This window comes from Cytobacillus sp. ABV4_503 (assembly GCF_056158445.1).
Genome location: NZ_JBSWTH010000001.1, coordinates 2,440,369 through 2,466,594, shown reverse-complemented (window position 1 = coordinate 2,466,594; position 26,226 = coordinate 2,440,369). Strand labels below are relative to the sequence as shown.

Annotated in this window: 25 protein-coding genes; 16 read left to right on the top strand and 9 right to left on the bottom strand. The window is 41.5% G+C overall.

Annotated elements, in window-relative coordinates:
• Positions 1 to 47 precede the first annotated feature (47 nt).
• Positions 48 to 1,229 carry an ROK family protein gene (locus ACXAD1_RS12360; protein WP_474910165.1) on the bottom strand — a complete coding sequence of 394 codons (1,182 nt, stop codon included), beginning with the start codon at positions 1,227 to 1,229 and terminating at the stop codon, positions 48 to 50.
• A gap of 181 nt (positions 1,230 to 1,410) precedes the next feature.
• Between ACXAD1_RS12360 and xylA the strand changes: the two genes are divergently transcribed.
• From xylA to xylE, 4 genes are all read left to right on the top strand, one after another.
• On the top strand, positions 1,411 to 2,742 hold the full coding sequence (xylA, locus tag ACXAD1_RS12355; protein WP_474910164.1) for a xylose isomerase: 1,332 nt from the start codon (positions 1,411 to 1,413) through the stop codon (positions 2,740 to 2,742).
• 107 nt (positions 2,743 to 2,849) lie between these two features.
• Positions 2,850 to 4,352: a xylulokinase gene (gene xylB / locus ACXAD1_RS12350; protein WP_474910163.1), complete on the top strand. Its 1,503-nt coding sequence runs from the start codon at positions 2,850 to 2,852 to the stop codon at positions 4,350 to 4,352.
• Positions 4,353 to 4,373: 21 nt separating this feature from the next.
• Complete coding sequence (locus ACXAD1_RS12345; protein WP_474910162.1) at positions 4,374 to 5,411, top strand: aldose epimerase family protein; 1,038 nt, start codon at positions 4,374 to 4,376, stop codon at positions 5,409 to 5,411.
• Positions 5,412 to 5,507: 96 nt separating this feature from the next.
• Positions 5,508 to 6,908 (top strand): D-xylose transporter XylE, encoded by a 1,401-nt coding sequence (gene xylE / locus ACXAD1_RS12340; RefSeq protein WP_474910161.1) that lies wholly within the window; start codon positions 5,508 to 5,510, stop codon positions 6,906 to 6,908.
• 151 nt (positions 6,909 to 7,059) lie between these two features.
• Here xylE and ACXAD1_RS12335 read toward each other — a convergent pair whose 3' ends face one another.
• The 4 genes from ACXAD1_RS12335 to ACXAD1_RS12320 are packed head-to-tail and all read right to left on the bottom strand — an operon-like array spanning position 7,060 to position 10,048.
• Positions 7,060 to 7,434: a metal-dependent transcriptional regulator gene (locus ACXAD1_RS12335; RefSeq protein ID WP_312886175.1), complete on the bottom strand. Its 375-nt coding sequence runs from the start codon at positions 7,432 to 7,434 to the stop codon at positions 7,060 to 7,062.
• A gap of 34 nt (positions 7,435 to 7,468) precedes the next feature.
• The gene (locus tag ACXAD1_RS12330; RefSeq protein WP_474910160.1) at positions 7,469 to 8,410 is read right to left on the bottom strand and encodes a metal ABC transporter substrate-binding protein; all 942 of its coding nucleotides are present in this window, start codon (positions 8,408 to 8,410) and stop codon (positions 7,469 to 7,471) included.
• A 34-nt stretch (positions 8,411 to 8,444) separates the two neighbouring features.
• Positions 8,445 to 9,302: a metal ABC transporter permease gene (locus ACXAD1_RS12325; RefSeq protein ID WP_474910159.1), complete on the bottom strand. Its 858-nt coding sequence runs from the start codon at positions 9,300 to 9,302 to the stop codon at positions 8,445 to 8,447.
• Positions 9,302 to 10,048 carry a metal ABC transporter ATP-binding protein gene (locus ACXAD1_RS12320; protein WP_206839894.1) on the bottom strand — a complete coding sequence of 249 codons (747 nt, stop codon included), beginning with the start codon at positions 10,046 to 10,048 and terminating at the stop codon, positions 9,302 to 9,304. Before ACXAD1_RS12320 ends, ACXAD1_RS12325 begins: the two co-directional genes overlap by 1 nt.
• Before the next feature lie 350 nt (positions 10,049 to 10,398).
• Here ACXAD1_RS12320 and ACXAD1_RS12315 point away from each other — a divergent pair, with 350 nt between their 5' ends.
• The 4 genes from ACXAD1_RS12315 to ACXAD1_RS12300 all read left to right on the top strand — a co-directional run bounded on the left by ACXAD1_RS12315 (position 10,399) and on the right by ACXAD1_RS12300 (position 14,976).
• Positions 10,399 to 10,977, top strand: a complete 579-nt coding sequence (locus ACXAD1_RS12315) for a glycerol-3-phosphate acyltransferase (RefSeq protein WP_474910158.1) — start codon at positions 10,399 to 10,401, stop codon at positions 10,975 to 10,977.
• Between the two features lie 3 nt (positions 10,978 to 10,980).
• Entirely contained in the window at positions 10,981 to 12,591 is a 1,611-nt protein-coding gene (locus ACXAD1_RS12310; RefSeq protein ID WP_474910157.1) for an aminotransferase class V-fold PLP-dependent enzyme, read from the top strand.
• A complete protein-coding gene (locus ACXAD1_RS12305; RefSeq protein WP_474910156.1) occupies positions 12,578 to 14,407 on the top strand; it encodes an LTA synthase family protein in 1,830 nt (609 codons plus the stop codon). The genes ACXAD1_RS12310 and ACXAD1_RS12305 overlap by 14 nt, the downstream gene beginning before the upstream one ends.
• 383 nt (positions 14,408 to 14,790) lie before the next feature.
• Positions 14,791 to 14,976 carry a hypothetical protein gene (locus ACXAD1_RS12300; RefSeq protein WP_474910155.1) on the top strand — a complete coding sequence of 62 codons (186 nt, stop codon included), beginning with the start codon at positions 14,791 to 14,793 and terminating at the stop codon, positions 14,974 to 14,976.
• Positions 14,977 to 15,043: 67 nt separating this feature from the next.
• On the opposite strand, the gene ACXAD1_RS12295 is transcribed toward ACXAD1_RS12300, so the two are convergent.
• On the bottom strand, positions 15,044 to 15,523 hold the full coding sequence (locus tag ACXAD1_RS12295) for a DinB family protein (RefSeq protein WP_474910154.1): 480 nt from the start codon (positions 15,521 to 15,523) through the stop codon (positions 15,044 to 15,046).
• A gap of 223 nt (positions 15,524 to 15,746) precedes the next feature.
• Between ACXAD1_RS12295 and ACXAD1_RS12290 the strand changes: the two genes are divergently transcribed.
• Positions 15,747 to 16,355 carry a hypothetical protein gene (locus ACXAD1_RS12290; RefSeq protein ID WP_474910153.1) on the top strand — a complete coding sequence of 203 codons (609 nt, stop codon included), beginning with the start codon at positions 15,747 to 15,749 and terminating at the stop codon, positions 16,353 to 16,355.
• Between the two features lie 7 nt (positions 16,356 to 16,362).
• On the opposite strand, the gene ACXAD1_RS12285 is transcribed toward ACXAD1_RS12290, so the two are convergent.
• Complete coding sequence (locus ACXAD1_RS12285; protein ID WP_474910152.1) at positions 16,363 to 17,241, bottom strand: AraC family transcriptional regulator; 879 nt, start codon at positions 17,239 to 17,241, stop codon at positions 16,363 to 16,365.
• A gap of 103 nt (positions 17,242 to 17,344) precedes the next feature.
• On the opposite strand from ACXAD1_RS12285, the gene ACXAD1_RS12280 reads away from it, so the two are divergent.
• From ACXAD1_RS12280 to ACXAD1_RS12255, 6 genes are all read left to right on the top strand, one after another.
• A complete protein-coding gene (locus tag ACXAD1_RS12280) occupies positions 17,345 to 18,298 on the top strand; it encodes an EamA family transporter (protein ID WP_474910151.1) in 954 nt (317 codons plus the stop codon).
• A gap of 376 nt (positions 18,299 to 18,674) precedes the next feature.
• Complete coding sequence (locus tag ACXAD1_RS12275) at positions 18,675 to 19,676, top strand: LLM class flavin-dependent oxidoreductase (RefSeq protein ID WP_474910150.1); 1,002 nt, start codon at positions 18,675 to 18,677, stop codon at positions 19,674 to 19,676.
• A 369-nt stretch (positions 19,677 to 20,045) separates the two neighbouring features.
• Complete coding sequence (locus tag ACXAD1_RS12270; RefSeq protein ID WP_474910149.1) at positions 20,046 to 20,180, top strand: hypothetical protein; 135 nt, start codon at positions 20,046 to 20,048, stop codon at positions 20,178 to 20,180.
• Positions 20,177 to 21,739 (top strand): spore germination protein, encoded by a 1,563-nt coding sequence (locus tag ACXAD1_RS12265; protein ID WP_474910148.1) that lies wholly within the window; start codon positions 20,177 to 20,179, stop codon positions 21,737 to 21,739. The genes ACXAD1_RS12270 and ACXAD1_RS12265 overlap by 4 nt, the downstream gene beginning before the upstream one ends.
• 24 nt (positions 21,740 to 21,763) lie before the next feature.
• Positions 21,764 to 22,855 carry a spore germination protein gene (locus ACXAD1_RS12260; protein ID WP_474910147.1) on the top strand — a complete coding sequence of 364 codons (1,092 nt, stop codon included), beginning with the start codon at positions 21,764 to 21,766 and terminating at the stop codon, positions 22,853 to 22,855.
• Positions 22,852 to 24,024, top strand: a complete 1,173-nt coding sequence (locus tag ACXAD1_RS12255) for a Ger(x)C family spore germination protein (protein WP_474910146.1) — start codon at positions 22,852 to 22,854, stop codon at positions 24,022 to 24,024. The genes ACXAD1_RS12260 and ACXAD1_RS12255 overlap by 4 nt, the downstream gene beginning before the upstream one ends.
• 33 nt (positions 24,025 to 24,057) lie before the next feature.
• Here the strand turns inward: ACXAD1_RS12255 and ACXAD1_RS12250 are convergent, their stop codons facing one another.
• On the bottom strand, positions 24,058 to 24,789 hold the full coding sequence (locus tag ACXAD1_RS12250) for a hypothetical protein (protein ID WP_474910145.1): 732 nt from the start codon (positions 24,787 to 24,789) through the stop codon (positions 24,058 to 24,060).
• A gap of 139 nt (positions 24,790 to 24,928) precedes the next feature.
• Between ACXAD1_RS12250 and ACXAD1_RS12245 the strand changes: the two genes are divergently transcribed.
• Complete coding sequence (locus tag ACXAD1_RS12245) at positions 24,929 to 25,933, top strand: LysM peptidoglycan-binding domain-containing protein (protein WP_474910144.1); 1,005 nt, start codon at positions 24,929 to 24,931, stop codon at positions 25,931 to 25,933.
• Positions 25,934 to 25,966: 33 nt separating this feature from the next.
• Here ACXAD1_RS12245 and ACXAD1_RS12240 read toward each other — a convergent pair whose 3' ends face one another.
• Positions 25,967 to 26,197 (bottom strand): hypothetical protein, encoded by a 231-nt coding sequence (locus tag ACXAD1_RS12240; RefSeq protein WP_211202532.1) that lies wholly within the window; start codon positions 26,195 to 26,197, stop codon positions 25,967 to 25,969.
• Positions 26,198 to 26,226 lie beyond the last annotated feature (29 nt).

Here is a 26,226-nt window from a genome sequence, read left to right as displayed (position 1 = left end):
GACATTCTTTTCATCTTTCACCAATTTTCTTATAGGATACAGGCAGTCTATTTATTCAGGTTTTCCTGCAGATCCGAGTTCAGAAAGTTTTCTGTGGCATAAGCTGAAGCCCCAAGTGCTGTGGAGTAAATCGATAAATCTGCAAATGTAATGTTTACGTTTTCCTGATTAAATCTTAAGGAATGGGTCTCGACAACTTCCATAATCGAATCCAGTAATAAATCTTTGGCAATGGCTAAGCGATTTCCTATAATGATCTGCTCGGGATTGAATGTATTGATGATATTGTTTATGCCAATGCCGAGGCATCGGCCAATAAGCCGGAACAGATCCTTTACTTCCTCATCTTCTTCCGCCATTTCAACTAATGACTCCAGGTTCAGATCATCCCGTTTTAAATAGGATTGAATATTCTTTGCTTGGTTTAATAAAGCCTGTTCAGAAGCATACAATTCCCAGCAGCCTTTGCTGCCGCATCTGCATTCTTTTCCATCTATATCGATCACCATATGGCCCATTTCACCGGAGAAGCCTTCAGCGCCACGATAAAGGCTATTTTGTAAAATAAAGCCGACTCCTATGCCAATTCCAGCACTTACGTAGATGAGATTTTCAAAGTTTTTTCCGGCTCCGAAACGCTTTTCCCCGTATGCTCCGGCGTTCGCTTCATTGTCGATGATAGCGGGAAGGTGAAACTCTGTCTCAATTTCTGCCTTCAAATGGATATCTGTCCAGCCCAGATTAGGTGCCAGCAGGATATTACTGCCTTCCTTATTTACGATTCCCGGCACTCCAATACCTATTCCGATCACACCATAGGGGCTCTCAGGGGTAGAGTCCAATAAGGATTGGATGACTTCTTTTATGACAAGAATGGTTTCTTCATATCTCATGCTATTCATATGCTTTAAATGTTCGCTCACAATATTGCCCGATAAATCAGTCATGACACCTAGAATATAGTTAACCCCTAAATCAATTCCAATCGCATAGCCTGCTTTTTCATTAAAGAGCAGCATCACAGGGCGACGTCCTCCGCTCGATTTGCCTGGTCCCGTTTCGGAACAGATTTTTTCTTCAATCAGCTCGTTGACTAAAGAGGAAACAGTACCTTTAGTCAGTCCCAAATGCTGTGCGATATCAGCCCGTGAGATAGGGGATTGGTCGATGATCGTCTGCAGAACGCGTGATTTGTTTTTCATTTTTACCAGCTGCTGATTCCAAGTCATTATCTTTCTCCTCAAATCCTCAATTTCTTTGTCTATTACAATCATATTCCATTTATACCATAATTAAAAATAAAAATAAAACTTAGTTCATTCAATAGACAAACTAAGTTCAAGGTGGTAAAATCGATTTGTAATCAAATGAAAGCGATAACAAATGAAAAGAGAAGATGGAGGAATGAACATGAACTACTTTAATAATGTGAGCGGAGTAAAATACGAAGGTCCAGATTCTAATAATCCATTAGCTTTTAAATATTATAATCCTGAAGAAATGATCAACGGCAGAAAGATGGAAGACCTTCTCCGTTTTGCAGTGTCTTACTGGCATACATTTACGGCGGAAGGCACTGATCCTTTCGGAGATGGAACGATGATCCGTTCCTATGACAGATTTTCCGGAATGGATTTGGCCAAGGCGCGTGTAGAAGCTTCTTTTGAATTCTATGAAAAACTGAACGTCCCGTTTTTCTGCTTCCATGATGCTGATATTGCGCCTGAAGGGGATTCATTAAGAGAAACGTTTAAGAACTTAGATGAAATTACGGCCATGATTAAGGAATACATGAAATCCAGCAAAACAAAGCTATTATGGAATACCGCTAATATGTTTTCACATCCGCGCTGGCTGCACGGTGCGGCGACAGCACCTAATGCTGATGTATTTGCCTATGCTGCTGCAAAAGTGAAAAAGGGACTTGAGATCGGCAAGGAGCTGGGTTCTGAGAACTATGTGTTCTGGGGCGGCCGCGAAGGATACGAAACACTGCTGAATACGAACATGAAGCTTGAACTCGATAATCTTGCGCGGTTCTTCCATATGGCAATCGATTATGCGAAGGAAATTGGGTTTGACGCACAATTCCTAATCGAGCCAAAGCCGAAGGAGCCTACCAAACATCAATATGATTTTGATGTGGCAACCAGTTTATCATTCTTGCAAACTTACGGCTTAAAAGACTACTTTAAATTCAATATTGAAGCAAACCATGCGACACTTGCCGGCCATACTTTTGAGCATGAATTGCACACAGCACGCATAAATGGAATGCTTGGTTCTGTGGATGCCAACCAGGGAGATACCCTGCTGGGATGGGATACGGACGAATTCCCGACAGACATCTATTCTACAGCACTGGCAATGGTAGAAATTCTTAAAAATAACGGCCTTGGAACAGGCGGCCTTAACTTTGATGCGAAAGTACGAAGAGGATCATTTGACCCTGAGGACCTGTTTTATGCTCATATTGCAGGAATGGACACATTTGCGGTTGGCGCAAAAGTTGCACAGCGTTTAATTGAAGATAAAGTATTAGACAACTTTGTTGCTGACAGATACAGCAGCTATACAGAAGGCATCGGACTTGAAATCGTTGAAGGAAAGGCAGACTTCCATAAGCTTGAAAAGCATGCCCTTCAGCTTGAAAAGATTGAAAACAAATCAGGAAGACAGGAACAGCTAAAAGCTGTCTTAAATAAATACATTCTCGAAGCCTATGCGAGTGTAAAAGCGTAAGAGTTTAATATAAAAAGATTAAATGTACTGGGAATACAAAAGTGTCCCAGTACATTTTTAAAAAGTAAAGCTTAGCATACATTTCATTATCTAAAGGATGATCAATCATGAAATATGTAATCGGGATTGACCTTGGCACGAGCTCGGTAAAAGTTTTATTAATGAATCAAAAGGGAGAAGTATGCAGCGAAGTTTCCAGGTCTTATCCGCTCATTCATGAAAAGTCGGGTTATAGTGAACAGGACCCTGCTGAATGGGCTGATAAAACAGTGGCTGCTCTTAAAGAACTTACAGAGCAGTTTGATGGAAGTGCGGAAGACATACAGGGAATCAGTTTTTCAGGCCAAATGCATGGCCTGGTCCTTCTGGATGAAGAGAATAAAGTTCTGCGCAATGCAATCCTGTGGAATGATACCCGCACGACAGAGCAGTGTAAACAGATCTATGACATGGCTGGGGAGAGCCGTCTGCTTGAAATCACAAAGAATCCGGCACTGGAAGGCTTCACTTTACCGAAACTGCTTTGGGTGAAGCAATATGAGGCGGAAGTTTTTGAAAAAGCGGCTGTATTTATGCTCCCTAAAGATTATCTTCGCTTTAAACTGACTGGAAGGATTCATAGTGAATATAGTGATGCAGCGGGCACTTTGCTGCTGAATGCCGGCCGGAAAATGTGGAGTGAAGAGATATGCGGGCTAACCGGGATTGATGTGAATATCTGTCCGCCTTTAGTTGAGTCCCATGAATGTGTAGGGACGTTAAAGCCTGAGATTGCTGAGAAGACGGGATTATCTTCTTTAACGAAGGTATTTGCAGGTGGAGCTGACAATGCCTGCGGTGCGATCGGTTCAGGTATTCTGTCCGAAGGCAAAACATTATGCAGTATTGGCACTTCCGGAGTCGTTTTATCCTATGAAGAACAAAATGACAAGGATTTTCAGGGGAAAGTCCATTATTTTAATCATGGTGAAGAAAATGCCTATTATACAATGGGTGTCACCCTGGCAGCAGGACATAGTTTGAGCTGGTTTAAAGATACGTTTGCAGAAATGGAATCATTCGACTCCTTGCTGGCTGAAATGAGCGAGGTTCCGATTGGATCGAACGGCCTTTTGTTTACACCCTATTTAGCCGGTGAGCGCACGCCATATGCAGATTCGAAAATTCGGGGAAGCTTTATCGGCATGGACTCCTCACATAACCGAATTGACTTTGTACGATCAGTTATTGAAGGAATTACCTTTTCTTTAAATGAATCGATTGAAATATTCAGGGAAAGCGGCAAGCTTGTCGATACCATCATTTCAATCGGCGGAGGAGCCAAAAGTGATGCCTGGCTGCAAATCCAGGCCGATATCTTCAATAGCACCATTGTAAAGCTTTCAAGTGAACAGGGACCTGCTGTAGGTGCGGCTATGCTGGCGGCATACGGATGCCAATGGTATGAATCTCTGGAAGCCTGTGCCGATGACTTCATAACTTATGAGAAGACGTATACACCCATCCCTGAAAACGTTAAGAAATATCAGGAGCTTTACCAGTTATACAAAGAAGTTTATGCTCAAACCAGGAAGCTGAATGAGGGTTTGGCCGGTTTTAGGAAAAAGTAAGCTGACTTGAGGGAGATCGACATGAACATAACTGAAAGCATCTTTGGCGAATGGAACGGACACAAGGTTAAATCCTATACAATCAGCAATGATCATGGAATGAACGTATCGTGTATCGACTACGGGGGAATCATTACCGGGATATCTGTCCCCGATCGTGAAGGAAATAGAGAGAATGTGATCCTGGGGTACGACACACTTGAAGAATATACAAATCATTCACCATTCTTCGGTGCTATTATCGGAAGGGTGGCCGGAAGGATAGCAGGATCGGCTTTCACTCTTGATGGAGCTGCGTACCAGCTGCCAAAAAATGATGGCGAACACCATCTGCATGGTGGTACAGGCGGTTTTCACAATGTCATTTGGGACTCGGCCGCCGAAAAGGGTATGAATGAGGCGAATATCAGGTTCTCCTATATAAGCCCGGATGGGGAAGAGGGGTATCCTGCGACACTTGAGGTAACTGTAAACTATACACTGAACAATGAGAATGAACTGGTCATTAGTTATGAAGCGATATCTGATAAAAAAACGATTATCAATCTGACAAACCATACTTATTTTAACCTGAGCGGGGACTTGAAGCGCGACATTCTTGAGCACGAGGTGACCATGCAAAGTGATCACTTTCTGGAGCTTGATGAAACATTGATTCCTACTGGGAAATTCATACATGTTGAAAATACACCGTTTGATTTCAGAGCAGGGAAGAAAATCAAAGAAGGCGTAAAGTCCGGCCATCAGCAGAACATGCTTGCGGGCGGAGGATATGATCATCCATTTCTATTAAATACAGGTGAAATGACTGTAGTGGATTCTGCAAGCGGGCGAAAACTGACAGTGGAAACGGATAGGCCGAGTGTTGTTTTATATACAGCGAACATGCTGGGAAATGAGTTTCAAATTAGAGGTGTTCAGTCAAAAAGGCATTTGGGGCTGTGTCTCGAAACTCAATGTCCGCCTGATGCTGTTCATCACGAAAACTTTCCTTCTATTGTCCTGGAGAAAAATGAGGTCTTCAAAACAAAAACCAGCTTCAAGTTTCTCATTGTTTAAACATTTCTACTAGAAAGGAGTAAAGATAGATTTGAATTATAGTAATGTAAAAATTGTAAGCGCTCTATTCTGGTTCAAATCTGTCTTTTACAAGCTATGAAACAGAATCGGAACTCTCTATATATTGGTTCACTTACATTGGTTGCTGCGATAGGCGGTTTGCTTTTCGGATATGATACAGCTGTAATTTCCGGAGCTGAAAAGTCACTGGAAATCTATTTGATCGATAGTTTGGGATTAGGATCGCTGGCTCATGGGGCTACAACCTCCAGTGCATTAATTGGCTGTATCATTGGCGGTTTAATATCCGGTTATTTTGCGTCAAGGTTTGGGCGGAAAAAATCGCTGATTGCTGCGGCTGTATTATTTTTCTTATCTGCCTTAGGCTCCGCTTTTCCTGAATTTTTATTTTTCACTAAAGGGGAACCGACCATCTCGTTATTATTGACGTTTAATCTTTATCGCATCATTGGCGGAATTGGGGTTGGGCTGGCGTCAGCCATTGTTCCCATGTATATCGGCGAAATTGCACCTGCCGATATCCGCGGACGCCTGGTTTCATTCAATCAGTTTATGATCATTTTCGGGATGCTTGTCGTGTACTTTGTAAACTGGGGCATTGCCAGCGGCCGTCCATTGGAATGGATCAATGATGTTGGCTGGAGGTACATGTTTGCTTCGGAAGCCATTCCGGCCCTTGCCTTTGGTCTGCTGCTGCTCCTTGTTCCGGAGACACCCCGATACCTGGCCATTAAAAATCATGATGATAAAGCTTTAGCAGTGCTTACGAAAATTAATGGTGCAAGAGAGGCTAAAACGATCCTGGGTGAAATCAAAAAATCGGTAGCAGCCTCAGCCAATGTTCCAGCAGAAAAGCTGTTTGCATACGGAAAATTAGTGATTGTGATAGGAATTCTGCTGTCTGTATTCCAGCAATTTGTCGGAATCAACGTTGCTTTGTATTATGCACCGCGAATTTTCGAAAGCATGGGAGCAGCAAAGGATGCCTCGATGCTGCAGACGATTGTTATGGGTGTCATAAATGTCATCTTTACAGTTGTGGCCATTTTAACTGTAGATAAATGGGGGCGCAAGCCATTATTGATCACAGGTTCCATTGGCATGGCGATCGGGATGTTTGGTGTTGCAGGAATGGCTTTTTCCAATTTAATCGGAATGGGAACGTTAATTTTTATTATCGTTTACACAGCGTCTTTCATGATGTCATGGGGGCCGATCTGCTGGGTATTGATCTCGGAAATTTTCCCGAACAAAATCCGCGGACAGGCAGTTGCGGTAGCTGTTGCTGCACAATGGGCTGCAAACTATTTCATTTCATCGACTTATCCGATGATGATGGAATTCAGCGGCGGCTTAACTTACGGCTTCTATGGACTGATGAGTGTTCTTTCAGCCATTTTTGTATGGAAGTTCGTACCTGAAACGAAAGGGAAAACTCTTGAGAACATGGAGAGTATTTGGGAAGAAACTGCCTAATGGAGTCCTTTAGCAGTTTTCTATTAAACAATGAAAAAGACTGTCCCTTCTGAATGTGATATTCAGTAGGGACAGTCTTTTTTCTGCTAGATGCTGCTTATATCATTTTCTTCACTAGGGCAAAAAAACGCTTGAATGTTCATGGAACATCTCAAGCGTTTTTCTTATGATCTTCTATAAAGCTCTTAATTTTATAAACCACTTCCGTTCCAATATGCATTTCAACTTCTCTAACTTTCTTCCGGATCAGTTTCTCTTCAACCCCAATTATTTGATAAAACTCCATTAAAACCTGATGATCCTGAAATAGGTTTTTGCCAATTTCTAAACCTTGTTCTGTCAGTTTGACAGTTCCATAGGGCTGAAAATGAATGTAACCGTCTGATTTAAGCTTTCCGGCCATTTTAGATGCAGCTGAAACGGTGACTCTCAATACCTTTGCAATGCCGGAGATGGTCGCATGCCCATGTGCTTCCTGTAATAGATAAATCTCGAGAAGATATCTCTTTGAACTAATGGGGATCACATGATTCACCTGCTTGCTGGAATTGTGAACTCTATTACCTGGTCAAGCCTTCTTTAATGGTTTTAATATTCCATTCCATCATCGAGATGTACGTATCGCCGTCTTCACCCGGCTTTGCCAGAGAGTCTGTAAACACCTTTCCCATGATCGGAACATTGGTTTCATCGGATACAGCTTCCATGCTTCTTGCATCAATGCTTGTTTCCAGGAATAGTCCTGTAATTCCTTTTTCATTAATAATATCCACAATTCTTGTAATTTGCTCCGGTGTTCCCTGGTTTTCCTGATTGATTTCCCAGATGTATTCTGCCTGGAATCCGTAGGCTTCGCTGAAATATTTAAAAGCACCCTCACTTGTTACGAGAACACGTTCGTTTTCTGGAATTTCATTAAATTGTTCCACCGCTTTATCATGCAGCTCCTGAAGCTTTGCAATATATTCTTCCGCGTTTTTTTCGTAAACCTCTTTGTTGTCCGGGTCTGCTTTGATAAGTCCATCTCTGGCATTTTCCGCGTATTTGATCCCATTTCTAATGTCCAGCCATGCATGGGGGTCTTCTTCACTTTCTTTGCCCTTTGTGGTTAGGTGCATGGCATCAACGCCTTTGCTCATCAGAAAGACTGGCGCATCTTCACCGTCTTTTCCGGCAGTTTCCATCAGCTTATTGAACCATGAGTTGCCTGCTTCCAGATTCAGCCCGTTGTAAAATACAGCGTCTGCATCGGTTGTTTTTTGCACATCTTCAGGAAGCGGGTCATATTCGTGGGGATTGGAACCAATGGGCGCTAAACTATGAATCTCAACCAAATCCCCGCCTACATTTTTAACAATGTCATACACAATCGAATAGGTAGTGACAACTTGAATTTTTCCATCTTCATTTGCTGATGTGCTGCTTTTTCCGCTGCTGCAGGCTGACAGGAATAACACAGAAAGAATGGATGCAGCTAATAATAGAAAGCCTTTTTTAATCATAGTCTTACCTCCTGAAAATTTGATTTTATGAAAATTAAACTAATGAAGCTCTCTTTTTCTTTACTTTCAGCGTTTTCCATATTAGCCCATGCTTTGGCGAGAATAGGAAAACGAGAATGAAAATAGCAGTGGATGATATGACGATCGTTGCTCCTGAAGCTAAGTTGTAGGTGAAGCTAAAGTAAAGTCCCACGATGGATGAAATCACACCAATGCCAGAGGCAAGGAAAATCATCATCCACAGCCGCTCGGTTAAGAGATAAGCTGCCGCTGCAGGGGTGATCAGCATGGCAACAACCAGGACGATACCAACAGTCTGGAGGGAAGCAACGGTCACCATTGTCAAGAGAGTCATTAGGAAATAATGAATGAAACGAACTGGCAGTCCGTAAGCGGCTCCCATTGTTTCATCAAACGATGTGACCAATAATTCTTTGTAAAAGAGGTATACAGCCGCCAATACAACCAGGCTGATGCCTAGTGTGATCCACATGTCTGATAATCTTACTGCCAGTACATTGCCAAATAAAATATGGTATAGATCTGTACTGCTTTTTAACATGGTAATAATAATGATTCCTGAAGCAAATGCCGCTGTAAACATAATTCCAATCGAGGTATCATGCTTAATCCGGCTGTTTTGGGATACAAAACCAATGGCGATAGCTGTAATCACGCCGCTTATGACTGCGCCAAAGAAGAAGTTAATTCCCAGCATATATGAAATAGCCACTCCCGGAAGAACAGCATGTGATATGGCATCTCCCATGAGAGCCATTCCTCTCAGGATGATAAAGCACCCGATGACTCCACAGATAATTCCAACCATAACCGAGGTTAATAACGCTTTTTGCAGAAATCCATATTGCATGACCGCTTCAATAAAAGCCATTATAACGACACCCCAATCTCATTCATAAAAGCAAAATGCCCCTTGTATGCTTTTGCAATTACTTCAGGTTTAAACACTTCTTCAACGGTCCCAAAACTGATCAATTCCTTATTTAGGAGAATTAGCTGATTGAAATAATCATTTGCTTTACTTAAATCATGGTGTACGACAATCACTGTTTTTCCCTGTCTGCAGAGCTCCTTCAAAATGTTCACAATAGTTTCCTCGCTGGATACATCAACTCCAACAAATGGCTCATCCAGAAAGAACAAATCCGCTTTTTGGGCTAGTGCTCTCGCAAGAAAAACTCTCTGCTGCTGGCCGCCTGACAGTTCCCCGATCTGCCTTCTGCTGAACTCCTGCATCCCAACTCGCTGAAGACATTCCATGGCCCACTCTTTGTCCTTTTTCTTTGGACGGCGGAACAGTTTTAAATGGGGGTAGGTCCCAATAAGAACCGCATCCAGCACAGTGATGGGGAAATCCCAGTCAATGTCATTCCTTTGCGGGACATAGGCGATACTTTTGCGTACTTCAGCAATGGGTTTTCCCAGCACTTTTACTGCCCCTTTATCTTTTGGTATGAGATTTAGCATTGCCTTTAAAAAAGTCGATTTTCCTGCGCCGTTCGGCCCGATAATTCCTACCAGATTTCCTGTATTAACAGAAAGGCTGACTCCTGTCACCGCTTCATTTCCGAAATAGGAAACATGCAAATCCTCTATGCTGATTGCTGGATCCTTCATCATTTTATCCCCCTTTATTTCCCATATTTAAATTAACCCAAATTAATTGTTTATGTGCAATTATACGTCACATGGACAAGATTTATGGTTTTATTAAAAAGTTTTGCCTTAATGCAAATTATATGCGATTGCTAAACAATGTCAACACTAAATAATTATTTTTACAGAAAGTTTAATGTTGGCAATAAAATAGGAGAATTATGAAATCAGGCTCTGGCATTCAATTTGATTAATGGTAAAATTAGGGGTGTTATACTATCTGTAGCAGATTATAGATTGTAATTTTGCAAATATATGAAACTTTTTACCCTTTTTGATCGTTTAATTAGTATAAGGCGGGATAGGTGCTTATGATCGATGATGTGTGGACAGCCCTGATGGTTATGATCTTTTCCTACGCATTGGGAAGCGTAACCGGGGCTTATTATGTGGTTAAATACATAGCAAAAGAGGATATAAGAAAAAAGGGGAGCGGGAATGTAGGTGCTACCAATGCAGGCAGAGCTATCGGCAAGAAGGGGTTCCTGCTCACAATAGCAATAGATGCTGTAAAGGCATGGGCCGCTTTATATGTAACTGGACTTATGTTTGAAGGTGAGGGTTTATTAATCCTTAGCGCAGTTTGTGTGCTTATTGGCCATTTATTTCCCATTCAGCTGGGCTTTCACGGGGGAAAAGGAGTGGTGGTCTACTTGGCTTCCGCTTTGTTTTTGGAGCCCATGACAATAGCGCTAATGGCTATCACGATGGGAATTGCCTATGCAGTTCTACGGAAGTATACACGATCAGGTTTTATCGCCATGGCTTCGATTCCCATAACAGCCTCGGTGATTGGTGATTCATTCATCATTTCTGCAGGTCTTTTGCTTCTGCTTTTGATTGTTCTCATTTCCCATACCCATTTCATCATGCCTAAACATAGGAGGTAAACTGTGAATATTATCTGCAAAATCGCAACCGAACCTGATGAATTAGAACAAATTCATCAGCTGAACTACCAGACATTTGTGGAAGAAATTCCTCAGCATAAGCAAAATGAAGATCAGCATTTAATCGATAAATTTCATGAAGAAAATACATATGTCATTGCCAAGTCTGGCGAGGAAGTTGCCGGAATGATCGCGATCCGCGCCAAAAGGCCATTTTCGCTTGATTATAAACTTCCTAATCTCGAAGAATACTTGCCAGTTAAGGGAGAATTTTGTGAGATCCGCTTGCTGTCAGTCAAAAAAGAGTATCGCAGCACCCGTGTTTTTTATCAGCTTTGTGAAAGGCTTGTAGAGCTTTGCCTTGAAAAAAATTATACGATGGCGCTTATATCCGGCACAGTCACACAGCTGAAATTGTATAAGCGGATGGGGTTTCTGCCTTTTGGTCCTCTGACAGGAGAGGAAGGAGCCCGGTTTCAGCCCATGTATTTAACAAAAGAGAATTTCGAACGTTCAACGAAAGCCTTTGAACGCTTAATGGCCAGAAATTCAGCACCTGCCGATCAGCATTCATTTTTGCCGGGTCCTGTGCCCATTCATGCAAAAGTGAAAAGGGCTTTTTCCAAAGAAGCCGTATCTCATCGCAATCTTGATTTTATACTCGGTTTGAAAGACTTGCGTTCTCAATTATGCAAGATAACAAATGCCTCTCATGCAGAAGTTGTTGTTGGCACAGGAACACTTTCCAATGATCTGGTGGCAGCACAGCTGAAAAACATGGAGGGGGATGGGCTGATCCTGGCCAATGGCGAATTTGGCTTTCGTCTAATTGATCATGCAAGAAGGTTTCAATTATCTTTTCAAACCATTGAAAAAGAGTGGAATGAACCGATTACCCGCGAAGAAATAGCCTGCATGCTGAAAGAAAACCCCTCTATAAAATGGGTATGGACGGTGCATTGTGAAACGTCAACCGGGTATGTATTCGATATCAGCGGCATTCAGGAGCTATGCGGGGAGCATGATGCCGAGCTTTGTGTGGATGCTTGCAGCACGGCCGGTATTTTGCCGATGAACCTTAAGAATATTTATTTTGCATCGACCGTCAGCGGAAAGGGATTTGGTTCCTATCCGGGTCTGGCAATCGTATTCCATCGTGACAAGATTAATGGCAACAGCGCAGTTCCAAGATATCTGGACTTAAAGATGTACGAAGAAAATCAAAGCATTCCATACACCCATTCTTCCAATCTGGTCAGCGCATTAAAGGAGAGTATAAAGCTGATAGATTATGAGAAATTAAATCAATTGGCTGGAAAAGCAAGGAAGAAGCTGGAAGACAGCGGTTTTTCCATTCTTGGAGACGACGATTATTCCCCTGGCATCCTGACGATCTGTCTGCCGCAGAGCATTTCCAGCAGGGAGTTTGGAGACGCATGCAAACAGAAAGGAATTCTCCTAAGCTATGAAAGCAGGTACCTGCTTGATAGAAATTGGGTTCAGGTGGCTCTTATGGGGGCGCAGGATGAGCAGAAGGTCATGTCATCCCTCGAAATAATGACAGGTATTTTAGAAAAACAAAATGAAAAGCGGTATGATTATGAAGTTATTTAAAAGCCTTTCACCCATATGGTTTGCCGTCATTTTAATCTGGATTAAAACGGTCATTGTTTCCTTTATCGCATTTAATCTGCATCCGGAGAACTGGACTGATATTTTATTTATGCTTTTGAGCCCGATTGGGGCCATAATGGCCATTCTTGGAGTTAATATTTATTTTAAGCGGAAGGTGAAACCGGCAGCCATATTTTCAACGATGGTGATTTTGACGGGCATTCTTTTCGGGGATTTGCTTTATTATCGATTTTATACTGATTTTGTAACCGTACCGATTCTTTTTCAGTTTAAAAATGTGGGAGGGATTGGACCGAGCACACTTGAATTGATTAGCCCATGGGATCTTTTATTATTTGCTGATCTGGCCGTTTTTTGGCTTTTCTATATAAAACGGAAGCCTGTACATGAGCAAATCACTGCTAAATCAAAAAGATTGTACACGGCTGTCAGTGTGTTTTTTGTATTGATGACCATCATTCTCGGCATGGTGAAAGTGCCTCATTTATTTTCGGAATCATATAATCGCCAGCAGCTTGTTAAGCATATTGGATTGTATCAGTATCATCTTTATGATATTGGCATCGCTGCATCATATCCGCTCAATCGCGCTTTTGCCAGTCCATCCGACGCAGAAGCCTCAGCGGAGTATGTCCAATCACAAGAAGATAAGCCTTCCGATTACTTTGGTGCGGCAAAAGGGATGAATGTCGTTCTCATCAGTATGGAGTCCACACAGAACTTTGTTATTAATCAGAAGGTGAATGGCCAGGAAATAACGCCATTCCTTAATTCACTGATTGAAGACAGCTTTTATTTCAGCAGTGTCTATGATCAGACAGCACAGGGGAAAACGTCCGACTCGGAATTCATGATCGATACAGGCCTTTATCCGTTATCGAGCGGATCGGCGTTTGTCAGAAAAACGGAAAACGCTTATCGAAGCCTGCCGCATATTCTATCTGATGAGAAGTATTACTCAGCCGTTTTCCATGGGAATGACGCTTCGTTCTGGAATCGGGAGGCCATGTATGATTCTCTGGGGTATAATCGTTATTTTTCAAAAGCCGATTATTTGGTCACAGAAGAGAACTCAGTGAACTACGGCATAAAGGACATCCCATTTTTCCAGCAGTCCATTCAGCATCTGGAAAAACTGCAAAAGCCTTTCTATGCCAGGTTTATCACATTGACAAACCATTTCCCATTTTTGCTGGAGGAGGACGATCAGTTCATTTCTGAAGCCAGCACCAGTGAAATGGTCGTCAACCGCTATGTGACAACCGTTAGATACCAGGATGAAGCCATTAAAACATTCTTCCAGGACTTAAAAGCAAGCGGACTCTATGAAAATACAATGTTTGTATTGTACGGCGACCATTATGGCATCTCGGACAAATACGAACATGGTGTTCTGGAGCTGCTGGGACAGGAAGATACCATTGTTAACCGCATGCAGCTGCAGAGTGTGCCGCTTATTATTCATGTGCCGGGAGTGGAAGGCAAAACGTTTTCGAACATTGGCGGGGAAGTCGATATCAGGGCAACAATCCTTCATCTGCTCGGCATTAGTGCTGAGGATAACTTCAGCTTCGGGCAAAACCTTTTTACAAGGGATCCCCACCATCCAGTTATTTTCCGGGATGGAAGCTTTATGTCTAAAGACTATTTTTACAAAGCCGGTAAATGCTTTAAAAGCGAATCGGAGGAAGAAACAGACATTAATAGCTGTGAACCGTTAATGAATATCTCGAGAAAAGAGCTTGGGCTGTCTGATGACATTGTGCATGGGGATTTGATAAGGTTTATGGAATAAAATAGTGAATAAAGAGAGGATTGCATGGAATCCGTTTTTTAACGCTATGAGAAGTGATTAGTATTACTGGTATTTTAGGAAATGTATGATTCATTAAAGTGAATTCGCGTAATATTATTAAGGTGGTTCCAGCTATTTGCTGGAACCATTTTCTTTGCAGTTTCGCGAAAAAACTTCATATGTTTTTTTTACTTAATTGATTCTACGGTAAGAATATTGTGGGGTTTTTTTAAGAAAGAACTGAGCCACACAAGAGGATTTTCTAATTCAAAAAAATGAATCTTTCCCTTATTAAAAAATAGATATCTTCATCAGGGTGCTAATACAAGCATTCTTTCAAAGAATGCATATTTTAATGTAAATGGGACAAGGAGGTGATTTAGATGTCATGTGGAAGAAGAAGATTTGATGATGTAGCAGGTGCATTTGATCGTGATGACAGAAGAAGAGAAATTGAAGTTGATAATGTATTAATCCGTGCGAATAGGGTTATTATTGTCGAGGATGATAGAAAAGATCGCAGAAGAAGTGATGATGATAGAAGACGCAGAAATAGGTGTCCATGGTAAACTGAATTTAAAGGTTTGATTAAAGACTGTTGAGAATTTTCTTTCTCAACAGTCTTTTCATAGATATTTAGTCCAGCATAGAAGAAATGGATCGATAGATGCGTTTGATTGTTTCCATATGCATCGCTTCATGATAAAATCCAAACAGAAATGCCTCTCCAGTTGTGTGAAAAGTTATTCCGCCGCGGTTTGTAAATGGTCTGGGCAGTTTTTGATGAAGACGTCCATGAAGAAATGTCTGTATTCTGGGTTTTTGTTCAGATAAGACAGATGAAATTTCATCAAATGAAGGCGGTGTTTCGGTCCAATCTGCAGGCTTTGTTCCAGCGCCAAATAACCGTTCATAGTTCAGCGGGACGTTCATATCTTCACCGGATATTCCAAATACCAGCTTTTCCTGCACAAATGCAATGTGACCGAAATTCCAGCGGATACTATTGTTGAATCCTTCGGGAATGATATCAGATTTTTCTTCAGGAATACTTTTGATCGATTTTTCTGTTATGCCCCGCACTGTATCCATATGGTGAAAAATAGTCTGTTCCAATAAACTCACCCTCCATATTCATGCTCACTGCATAATGTTCTAGACTTCCACTTCATTTTCCTACATTTATATTTATTTTTATCTAAAAGTGCTATGAATGAAAATTATTCCATTAGCCATAAGTCTCAAGCCCTAGAAGCATATACAGCGCTGGCTTCTTAATCTATAGACCGTGTTTCTTTATTATAAAAATATAATCATATTTTTGATAAGGAGATACGTTATGTCTAATCAAAAAATCTATATACTCCTTACGGATACCGGAACGTTATTTACCCGGCTTATTAAGCTTTACACAAGAAAGCCGTATAATCATGCATCTATCTCACTTGATCCTGAATTAAAAGAAGTATACAGTTTTGGCAGAAAAACGACGAAAAATCCATTCATAGGCGGCTTTGTTAAAGAAAATATCCGGGGAGAATTTTTTTGTGACTCAAGATGTACGATCATTAGCTGTTCTGTTACAGATGCACAGCAGAATAAGCTTAAAGCATTCATAAATAAGATAGAATCTGAAAAAGACAATTACGGCTATAATCTGCTGGGGCTTTTTGCAATCATGTTTAATAAACAGTTCTCAAGAAATAATGCTTTTTTCTGCTCACAATTTGTAGCAACTGTCCTGCAGAGGTGTGAAATTGTCCATTTTACTAAACCGCCGTCGCTGATTATACCGCATGAGTTTATGGAAATGGAAGATTTCCATGTTGTATATCAGGGAAACCTGAAAGAGTATTTTTTGAATATAGACAGCCGGACATTAGAAATAAACACATATATTTCAGCCCCCGGGCAGGAACAGTTCGGACAATCAATGGCCATTTCCTGAGCTGCAATTAATTTCGATTCTTTTTATACGCTAAAGGTGTCATTTTCATAGACTTGCGGAATTTTTCAATAAAGTAACTGCTGCTGTTGAATCCTACTTTAAAAGCAACTTCTGTGACGTTGGAGTCTCTTTCTTGCAGCAGGGGGAGACTTTTTTGGATGCGATAATGAATCAAGTAGTTAATGGGTGTCGTCTTTAAGATTTTTTTAAAGTATCTGCAGCATTCGGAATTGCTCAGCCTGCCAGCTTTGGCAATATCAGCAAGAGTGACTTTTTCAGCGAAATGCTGATGTATCCAATTCAGCATTTCCTTCATCCGATTATGTTTTTCCACTTCAGTCTCGCTGTATTCCAATTGGAATCCGTTTCTGATTAACTGCTGCCAAATGAATGTCAGCAGACTGGTTATGTTAATCTCGTAAAATGGAGAATTATCATTAATTAATTTCTTGATTTCCATCATGCTTTCTAATATGCTTTTTCCCCAATCCTCGCTGGGTTTCAGGATGATGTATGGGAGATTTGTTGCTGATATATATGGAAAAATATAGCTGCTGTATAATTCCTCTGGAAGCAGGTAATGAGGGGAGACATTTAAACAAATATATACGCAATCTCCGCTAACATCCTCGGCCGAATGGAGACATCCGCTATTGATGAAAATGCCCTCACCTTCTTTAACCGCCAATTTCTCCTCATTTATATGGACCATAGCATCGCCTTTTACTGACAGGATAAATTGAATCTCCTCATGCCAGTGCAAAGGGATTTTACCTTGTATATTATCTGCAATTTTCGTTTCGTAGCAGGCGACAGGCAGCACCACTGTCCTGTGGCTGGTCAGCTCTTTCAGGCTTTCATCCACTTTAAAATCTTTAATCTGCAAAATTCCACCTCAATATAGTTATATTTTTTTATTGTATTTAGCTATTTTTATCACAGCATTTGGCTTATTATAACACTATTATTATATTTAAGGTGGAATTTACATGAGGGGTCGTTCAAGGAGTACCGGTTTATTGCTTGTTATTTTTGGAGCTTCATTTTGGGGTGTTGGCGGAACAGTTGCGCAAAAGCTTTTTCAGGAATTTGGAATCTCTGTTGATTGGCTTGTTACTGCCCGTCTGCTGACAGCAGGTGTTCTTCTGTTAGCCGTTCAATTTCTGCTGAAAGACCGCTCACAGGTATTTGGAGTCTGGAAAAATAAAAAGGCAGCCATCATGCTCTTGATCTTTGGTCTCGCAGGAATGCTAGCCGTGCAGTATACCTATATGGCATCCATCCATCATGGCAATGCGGCTGTTGCCACACTGCTTCAATATCTGGCACCTGCTATGATTATCATTTACCTGGTTTTACGGAAACAAACGGTGTTTTCAAGACAGGATTTTGTAACAATTTCCCTTGCCCTGTCAGGCTGCTTCTTTCTTTTGACCAACGGTTCTGTTTCTCAGCTGTCCGTACCGGCACCTGCCATTGTCTGGGGAGTTCTATCTGGTGTGGCACTGGCGTTTTATACTTTGTATGCCGTCCCGCTGCTGAAGGAATATGATTCCCTTGTCGTGGTTGGATGGGCGATGGTCATTGGCGGATCTGCATTGAGTTTCATCCATCCCCCATGGCAAATGGATTTCGGCAGCTTATCGGCAGAAGCATTCCTGTATTTGGTTTTCGTAATTATTTTTGGAACAATGCTTGCGTTCTGGTTCTATATTGAAAGTCTCCAAACCCTTTCTCCAACGGAAACCAGTCTATTAAGCAGCCTGGAGCCCCTCGCCGCAGTATTTACTACTGTTATCTGGCTCAATGAACCATTCGGCATGTTCCAATGGGCTGGTACAGCCTGTATCTTTGGAATGATTCTGCTGCTGGCTTTGAGTAAAAAGGAACCTGCAAAGAACAGTGATTGTCCTGAAAACGAAGAACCGTTAAGAGTAAGCTGAGCTCCAGTCCCTATAGAAGGGGGCTGGTTTTTTCATACTTAGGCTGTGGGTAAAATCTGATGTTGGACATGGATACAATTTCGCTCATAAAATAGGATTTTCGCTCATAACCCGAGGAAAATCGCTTATAAAATATGGTTTTCGCTCATAACCCGAGGAAAATCGCTCATAAAATAAGATTTTCGCTCATAACCCGAGGGAAATCGCTCATAAAATAGCATTTCCGCTCATAACCCGAAGAAGATCGCTTATAACCTCTATAATTTAATTCTTAATAAATTCTCCTCTATAATTTTGCTCACACTAAGCATTATATTTTCCTAAATTTATTTCGGTTGTTAAAATAAAATCAATTCTTCATGAAGGAGACAATAAAATGACAAATATACAAATACCTGTTTCTGTTTTGAATCTTGCCCCAATACGAGAGGGGAAGGAAAGCAGACAGGCGATCGAGGATCTGGTTGATCTGGCTCAGGCAACAGAGGAGATGGGCTACAAACGCTATTGGATTGCGGAGCATCATAATACTCCGACACTGGTCAGTTCTGCCACTGCTATACTTATAAAGCATGCATTGGAACATACAAAAACCATTCGAATCGGCTCCGGCGGAATTATGCTGCCGAACCATGCACCATTAGTTGTTGCCGAGCAGTTCGGAACGATGGCGACCATTTATCCAGATCGTGTCGATCTTGGTCTTGGAAGGGCACCTGGTACGGATATGATGACGGCTAATGCGCTTCGCCGCTCGAAAAATGATTCTGTTTATACATTCCCGGAAGATGTGAAGCAGCTGCTGACATACTTTGGTCCATTAGAGGAGCAAAGTTATGTAAAAGCACACCCGGGAGTGGAAACGAACATTCCAATTTATATTCTTGGCTCTTCGACAGATTCTGCCTATTTGGCTGCTGAGCTGGGGCTTCCTTATGTATTTGCCTCACACTTTGCGCCAAGATGGATGGAGGATGCCATCCGGATCTACCGTGCCAACTTTAAGCCTTCTAAGTATCTCGATAAACCATATATGATGGTTTGCTTAAATGTCATTGCAGCGGAAACGGATGAGGAAGCCGAATTCTTATCAACCACGATGAAGCAGTTCTTCTTGAATGTTGTCAGAGGAACTTCCATGAAATTGAGCCCGCCAGTTGAGGACTTGGATTCGATCTGGAACCCAATGGAGAAGGAAGCGGCAGAGGGAATGTCAAGCGTGACCTTAATGGGGAGCAAAGAAACAGTCAAAGGGCAGCTGGAACAGTTCCAGGATATGTACAATGTTGACGAAATCATGGCGGTTTCTTATATCTATGATGAAGAAAAACAAAAACGATCATATGAAATATTCAAAGAAATTACAGACGGCAAATGAGCGGGGAAATTATTCCCCGCTTTTTTCATTTAATATTTGTTAAAGTTATAAACTTCGATAACTGTCTAGTGCAAGCAGCCTGCCCCCTTTAGGTGTCGGGGCGGGCAAGGCGCTTTGCGCTTTTCGTATTTCTCGGGAAAGCGCAGGATTAGACTTTTCTTGCGCTGAAAGGTCGGAAAATGGCTCTTTGTGGCGAAATGGATACGCTTACATAAAAAAACAAAAAAACTGCATTGAGAGCTCTATAAAAATTTCTTTAAACATGGTATTTGAATGGATGTTTGAATGAATGAAGTGGAAGCCTAATCACATCAGTAATAATTCCTGTACCGTTCAGCAGCATTTTAGCTGATTTAAAGGGTGAATAAAATGTGGAAAGCTATCGTTTCCCATCTGCCTGATTGGGAGATTCTCTTCCAGAGTTTTGCAGTGCTAATTGTACCTTTAGGGATTTCAGCATTATTTCGCAAAATCGGGCCTTCAAAGGATGGTTCTTTAAAATGAAAATTTACCAGATAAAAAAGAAACCACTAAAAAACAGCATCAGGAAACATGGCGGGATAAATGAAGGTGAAACTGCTTATAGCCTTTCTGGTGATATTCATAAAGATCTGGAAGTATTCGAAAAGGAGATTGGCCATAATTCAGACGTTCATTTTCGGGAGTTTAATATTGGGCTGACGAGTATTCGGGGTGCACTAATCTTTATTGACGGCCTTTCAGATAAAGAGCTGATTGATAAACATATCATGAAGTCGCTAATGCAGGATTTTACAGATACACAGCATTTTGGCAGCCATGAGGTAAATGAGAAATTCACAGTCGATTATATAAAAAATCATATCCTATCCCTCAGTGATATTTATACTGCCTCTATTATAAAAGAAACGGTACCGCAAATCTTAAAGGGCTCTGCTGTACTTCTCCTGGATGGATCCTCAAAAATGCTTATATTGGCTACCGCAAAGGGGAAAACACGAAATATTGAAGAGCCTGTTTCCGAGCAGGCTGTCAGAGGGCCGCGTGAAGGCTTCACAGAAAATCTTAGTGATAATACAGCTCTATTAAGGAGAAATGGAGGAACGGAAAAGCTGATATTCTCAAAGTTTATAGTCGGAAAGCGCTCAAAAAAGGACCTTATTGTTGCTTATATTGAAGATATTGCAAATCCATCAATAGTTGAGGAAGTAAAATCGAGAATCCGGGAAATTGACATCGACAATGTGATGGAATCAGGGTATGTAGAACAGCTTATTGAGGATAATTACATTAGTCCTTTTCCCCAGGTGCAGAATACTGAACGGCCTGACAGGGTAAATGCTGCTTTAATGGAAGGGAGAGTGGCCATTTTGCTGGATGGCACCCCATTTGCACTCCTGGTTCCTGTAACATTCAGCATGATGCTTCAAGCCTCTGAGGATTATTATGAACGCTGGATTTCCGGCTCGCTCATCCGATTATTGCGTTTTATTGCCATCTTTATATCTCTTTTTGGACCTGCGCTGTACATATCTTTTGTCTCGTTCCACCAGGGACTGATCCCGACTAAATTAGCGATGTCCATTATCGGCACCAGGGACGGGGTTCCTTTTCCTTCTATAATAGAAGCTCTAATTATGGAAGTGGCAATAGAAATTCTTCGTGAGGCCGGGCTGAGGCTGCCAAAGCCAATTGGTCCTGCAATCGGCATTGTCGGCGCTTTAATTATTGGGGAAGCAGCAGTTTCAGCAGGAATCGTAAGCCCAATTATGGTCATTGTTGTTGCGGTTACCGCCATTTCATCTTTTGCTATTCCTGAATATAGCTTAGGGATTTCTCTGCGCTATCTTCGTTTTGCCTGCATGTTTTTTGCTGCTGTTTTTGGTTTATATGGAGTTATTTTGTTTTTCCTTTTTATCAGCAGTCATTTAGTCAAGCTCAAGAGTTTTGGTGTCCCCTATATCAGTCTGGCCGTTCCTTACCGGCTTAGTGACTGGAAGGACTTTATCGTACGATTCCCTTTAAAAGTATTGAAAGAAAGGCCAAGTATGTTTCATCCAAAAGATCCGACTCGGAAAAGATAGACTATTTCACAGGAGGTTATCCGCTTGAAAATCGGTTCAAAGGAGAAGCTTTCAAGTCTTCAAGCAGCTGTCATCCTGGTTAATTATATTCTTGCTGCAGGCATACTTACCTTACCGCGATCATCAGCAGAAAAATTGAAATCGCCTGATGTTTGGATAACAGTAATTCTAGGCGGTCTATTAGCAATGGGATCAGGGGTAATAATCGCGAAGCTTAGCCAAAGGTATCCTGGCAGGACCATTTATAAATATAGTCAGGAAATAGCAGGCAAATGGATCGGCAGTTTCCTCAGTCTGGTCATGGTCATTTATTTCTTTAGCCTTGCTGCCTATGAAGTAAGGGTACTTTCAGAGGTAACAAGTTTATTTTTGCTTGAAGGCACCCCTATTTGGGCGATCATTATGCCATTTATGTGGATAGGCCTTTATCTCATCGTCGGGGGCATTGACCCAATTGCCCGTTTATTTGAACTGATTCTTCCGATTACCGTAATCATTTTTCTAATTGTCATCAGCATGAGTATGGGAATCTTTGAACTTGATAATCTCCGTCCGGTTTTAGGTTCAGGAATAACTCCTATTATAAAAGGTGTGAGTACGACAGTTGTCGCTTTCTTAGGAATCGAGATTATGCTTGTCATTGTCGCTTTTATGGATAAGCCATCACAGGCAGTGAAGGTAGTCTTAGTTGGCACAGGAACTTCAATGTGCTTTTATTTGATTACAGTGGTTATGGTTATTGGAGCACTGTCTGTGGATGGCGTCTTAACGAAAACCTGGCCAACGATAGATCTGATCCGAAGTTTTGAAATCCAAGGGCTCATTTTTGAAAGATTTGAGTCTTTATTGCTGACTATTTGGATCATGCAGATCTTTACAACCTTTACTATCACCTTTTATGCAGCTTCGCTGGGTCTTTCTCAAATCTTTAAAAAGAAAATCGGACCATTTCAGTTTGGCCTGATGCCTGTTATTTACCTCATAGGAATGATTCCTGCCAATATGAATGAAGTGTTTGCAATGGGCGATATGATTGGAAATACGGCTCTTTTATTATTTGGTGTTTTGCCCATCGCCTTGCTTATCATTTCAAAAATAAAGGGTGGTAAAGCATGAAACTGACTCAGAAAGTCCTGCTTTTTATACTGGTGGTTATATTTTTATCCGGCTGCTGGAGCAGCAAGGAAATCGAGGAGCTTGGACTTATAATAGGTACGGCCATTGACTTGGACAATGAAGGGGAATTTGAAGATCGCCAAAGAGGCATGACCAATGGTGATGTTTTCAAATTGACGAATCAGCTTATTACGGCAGAGACAGCCAATAATGCAATGAATGGCGGGCAATCACAAGTGAGGGCATATAAAAATATTACGGAAACAGGAGATGCGGTTCTCCCTGCTTTGAGAAATATGATTCTGCGAATTGACAAACGTGCTTTTGGAGAACATGCCAAAGTCATCGTTATTGGGGAGGAACTTGCCCGCAGCTATAATCTTGAACAGGTGCTCGATTTTTTTCGCAGAGAACAGGAGATGCGGCCAAGTACGCTAATTGTTATTGCCAAAGGCAGTGCAAGTAAAACCCTGGAATCTGCCGAGGCAACTGTTATTCCTGCAATCCAGGTTGTCGAAATGGTACAAGGTATGGAACGGACCACGAAAATCCTTACTCCCACGCCAATAGCCAAAATAGAAGGGCAGCTGAATTCAGGAAATAGCTTTCTCTTGCAGACAGTTGCGACAGAAAATAATGATAGAAAGCTTACAGGTGCTGCAATGATTGACGGAAATACGAAGACTCTCCGTGCATTCTTGAATGATCAGGAAACTGAAGGAGTATCCTGGATAACAGGGAAAGGGAAAGGCGGGCTTGTAAGGAGCTATGATGATGAAGCGCATCTGCCAATTGTATATGAGAGTTTATCGATGAAAAGTAAAATAAAACCCACTGTAAAAGGAGATTCGATTTCTTTCACTGTTAAAATTGAAACTGAAGGGCGTATAGGTGAGCATTGGGATATCAGTGGAAAAGCATTTGACAGCAAGTACATGAAAAGGGCGGAAAAAGCTGCAGAAAAAGAAATTGAGCGTCTGGTAAAAAATGTATTAGCGAAAACGCAGGAAGAGTATAAAATGGATGTCCTGGGATTTGGAAGAAGTCTTCAAATCAGTTATCCTCAAGTGTGGAATAAGGTTAAAAATAATTGGGATGAAACGTTTAGCGAGATTCCGGTTAAATTCAGCGTTAACGTCTCAATAAAAGAAATGGGGACATCAGGCTAAGTTGAAGGGCAGCTGCGGCTGAGTGCAGCTGCCCTAATATGTTTCTATATTTTCTTCTCTATAAAGGGCAGGGTTGGCCGCAGTATTCAAACTCTGAGCAGACGCCCACAAATTCGCCAGAAAGCGCGGCATCATCTGCTGTGAAGGAAGAATACCATATCTTGAAAAGTAAACAAACAGTTTCAAATAAATTCTAGCATTATTCGGCAGGTGTATTTCCCTGGCATAGTAATCATTTTCCGTGATGGACGCAAAAGAACGTGTCTCAAATCCTGAAATAAACCGTGTGCTTTTACCCTTGTATTCATTTTGGATATAATGGATTTTTTTAATTATCGCGGGATCATCCGAACCATCATAATTGGCCATTCTTGCCTGCCGAAATGCAGGGACAGAAGACAGGTTATCTGATAAAGCAAAAGCGTGCCCGTATGCTTTATCATGTCCTTCGTATAACGGCCTGATTTGTATTTTCTCCATTAAATCCGCTAGGGGCAATTCCTCCTTCTTTAAATAGGGCGGCCTGAAGATCTGTCTGGAAAGCTTAAGCTCATCCAGTGAATCACAAACGAATGAAGTGAAAAAATACCACTGCCCATTGTCATCCACGCTGACATCATAATCCTGCCCATCTTTTTCGAGCCGGTAATCGATAAATCGGTCTTCACGGTCGAAAGTAAAATCTGATTGTTCTATTTCTGCCGGCCTGAATCCAACAGGAATCTGAACAGGTACACAAACCTCTGAGAAGTAATCATTTTTCATGCTGATACACACCTTACATTTTTTTTTAGTTTTCCCTGCTATAGAAAATACCCTGCAGATTTTTGGTCATGCCAAAAAGTTAGGATAAATTCCTTTAGTTAAATAAAAATAATAAAAACGAATGGAAAGGACATTGAGAATGAAAAAATGCATTTTTCTAGTCTTTAGTCTTGCATTAATCTGGCAATTCAATTGGATCTCTGTACATGCAGAAAACAATCCCCGCAATATTTATGAGGTAAAGCAGGGGGATACCCTGACATTAATTGCAAAAAAATATGGATCAACCGCAGGGGACTTGAAGCAATACAACGGTTTGCAGTCAGACAGGCTTTTAATAGGGCAAAAGCTCCGTGTTCCAATCATGTACAAAGTAGCACACGGAGATACACTTTGGATGCTGGCGGAAAAATATGATTCAGCCGTGCCGATTATTAAGTCAGCAAATGGGCTATCATCCAGTTCCATAAATGCAGGGCAAAAGCTAAGGATTGTTCCCAGGAAATTGTCCATGAATGGAAAGTTTGTCCTCATGACAAGAGAGGAATTCCGGGATTGGATATTCAATCAGAAGTTCACGAGAAAAGTGGCTAAAGTTCAGCAGCATCACACTTATCAGCCTTCTTACAAACAGTTCAATGGCTCAAATCATTTTGCTTTAATGAAGGGAATGGAGGAGTATCATATAAGCGGCATGAAGTGGAGTATGATCAGCCAGCAGCTGACGACTTTCCCGGATGGAAAGGTGGCAGTGGGGAGGCCGTTCGATATAGCACCGGAAGGATCATTTGGACTTCAGAATAAAGAAGCTATGCACAAGATTGAAGCGGATGCGATAGCGATTGAAAATCTCGGGAATTTTGACGATAATCATATGACTGGTGAACAAAAAGAAACAATCGTGACAGTCACAGCTCTCCTGATGATGAAATATGGCCTGGCACCATCCATAGACAGCATCACCTATCATCATTGGTGGGATATTAACTCAGGTGAGCGGGTGCTGGACAGCAGTCATGGGCATGCTGTGAAAACCTGTCCCGGCACCGAATTCTTTGGCGGGAATTCGACTGCAAGCGCTAAGAATAATTTTTATCCTCTAATCAGGAAAAAAATGCAGGAAATCAGAGAAACATTGCACTAATATGAAAAACCCGCAGAATTTGGCGGGTTTTTCTCATCGCTTTTTCTTTTTCTTTTTATCATCTTCTGCTGCAAGCTTCGCTTTATTCACACTTTCAAGCTCTACCTGAATATGGATTTTTCTTTCCTCTACTGCCGTTACACTGGTCACTTTGCCTTTTCGTCCTTTGATCTTAACCTCTTCACCTTCATTTGGAACACTGTTGCGAAGCTGATTTAATAAAACATTTCTCCCATCAAGATAATACACCGTAAACACTCTCATCACACCTTTTTTCTATGGAATGTGGTACA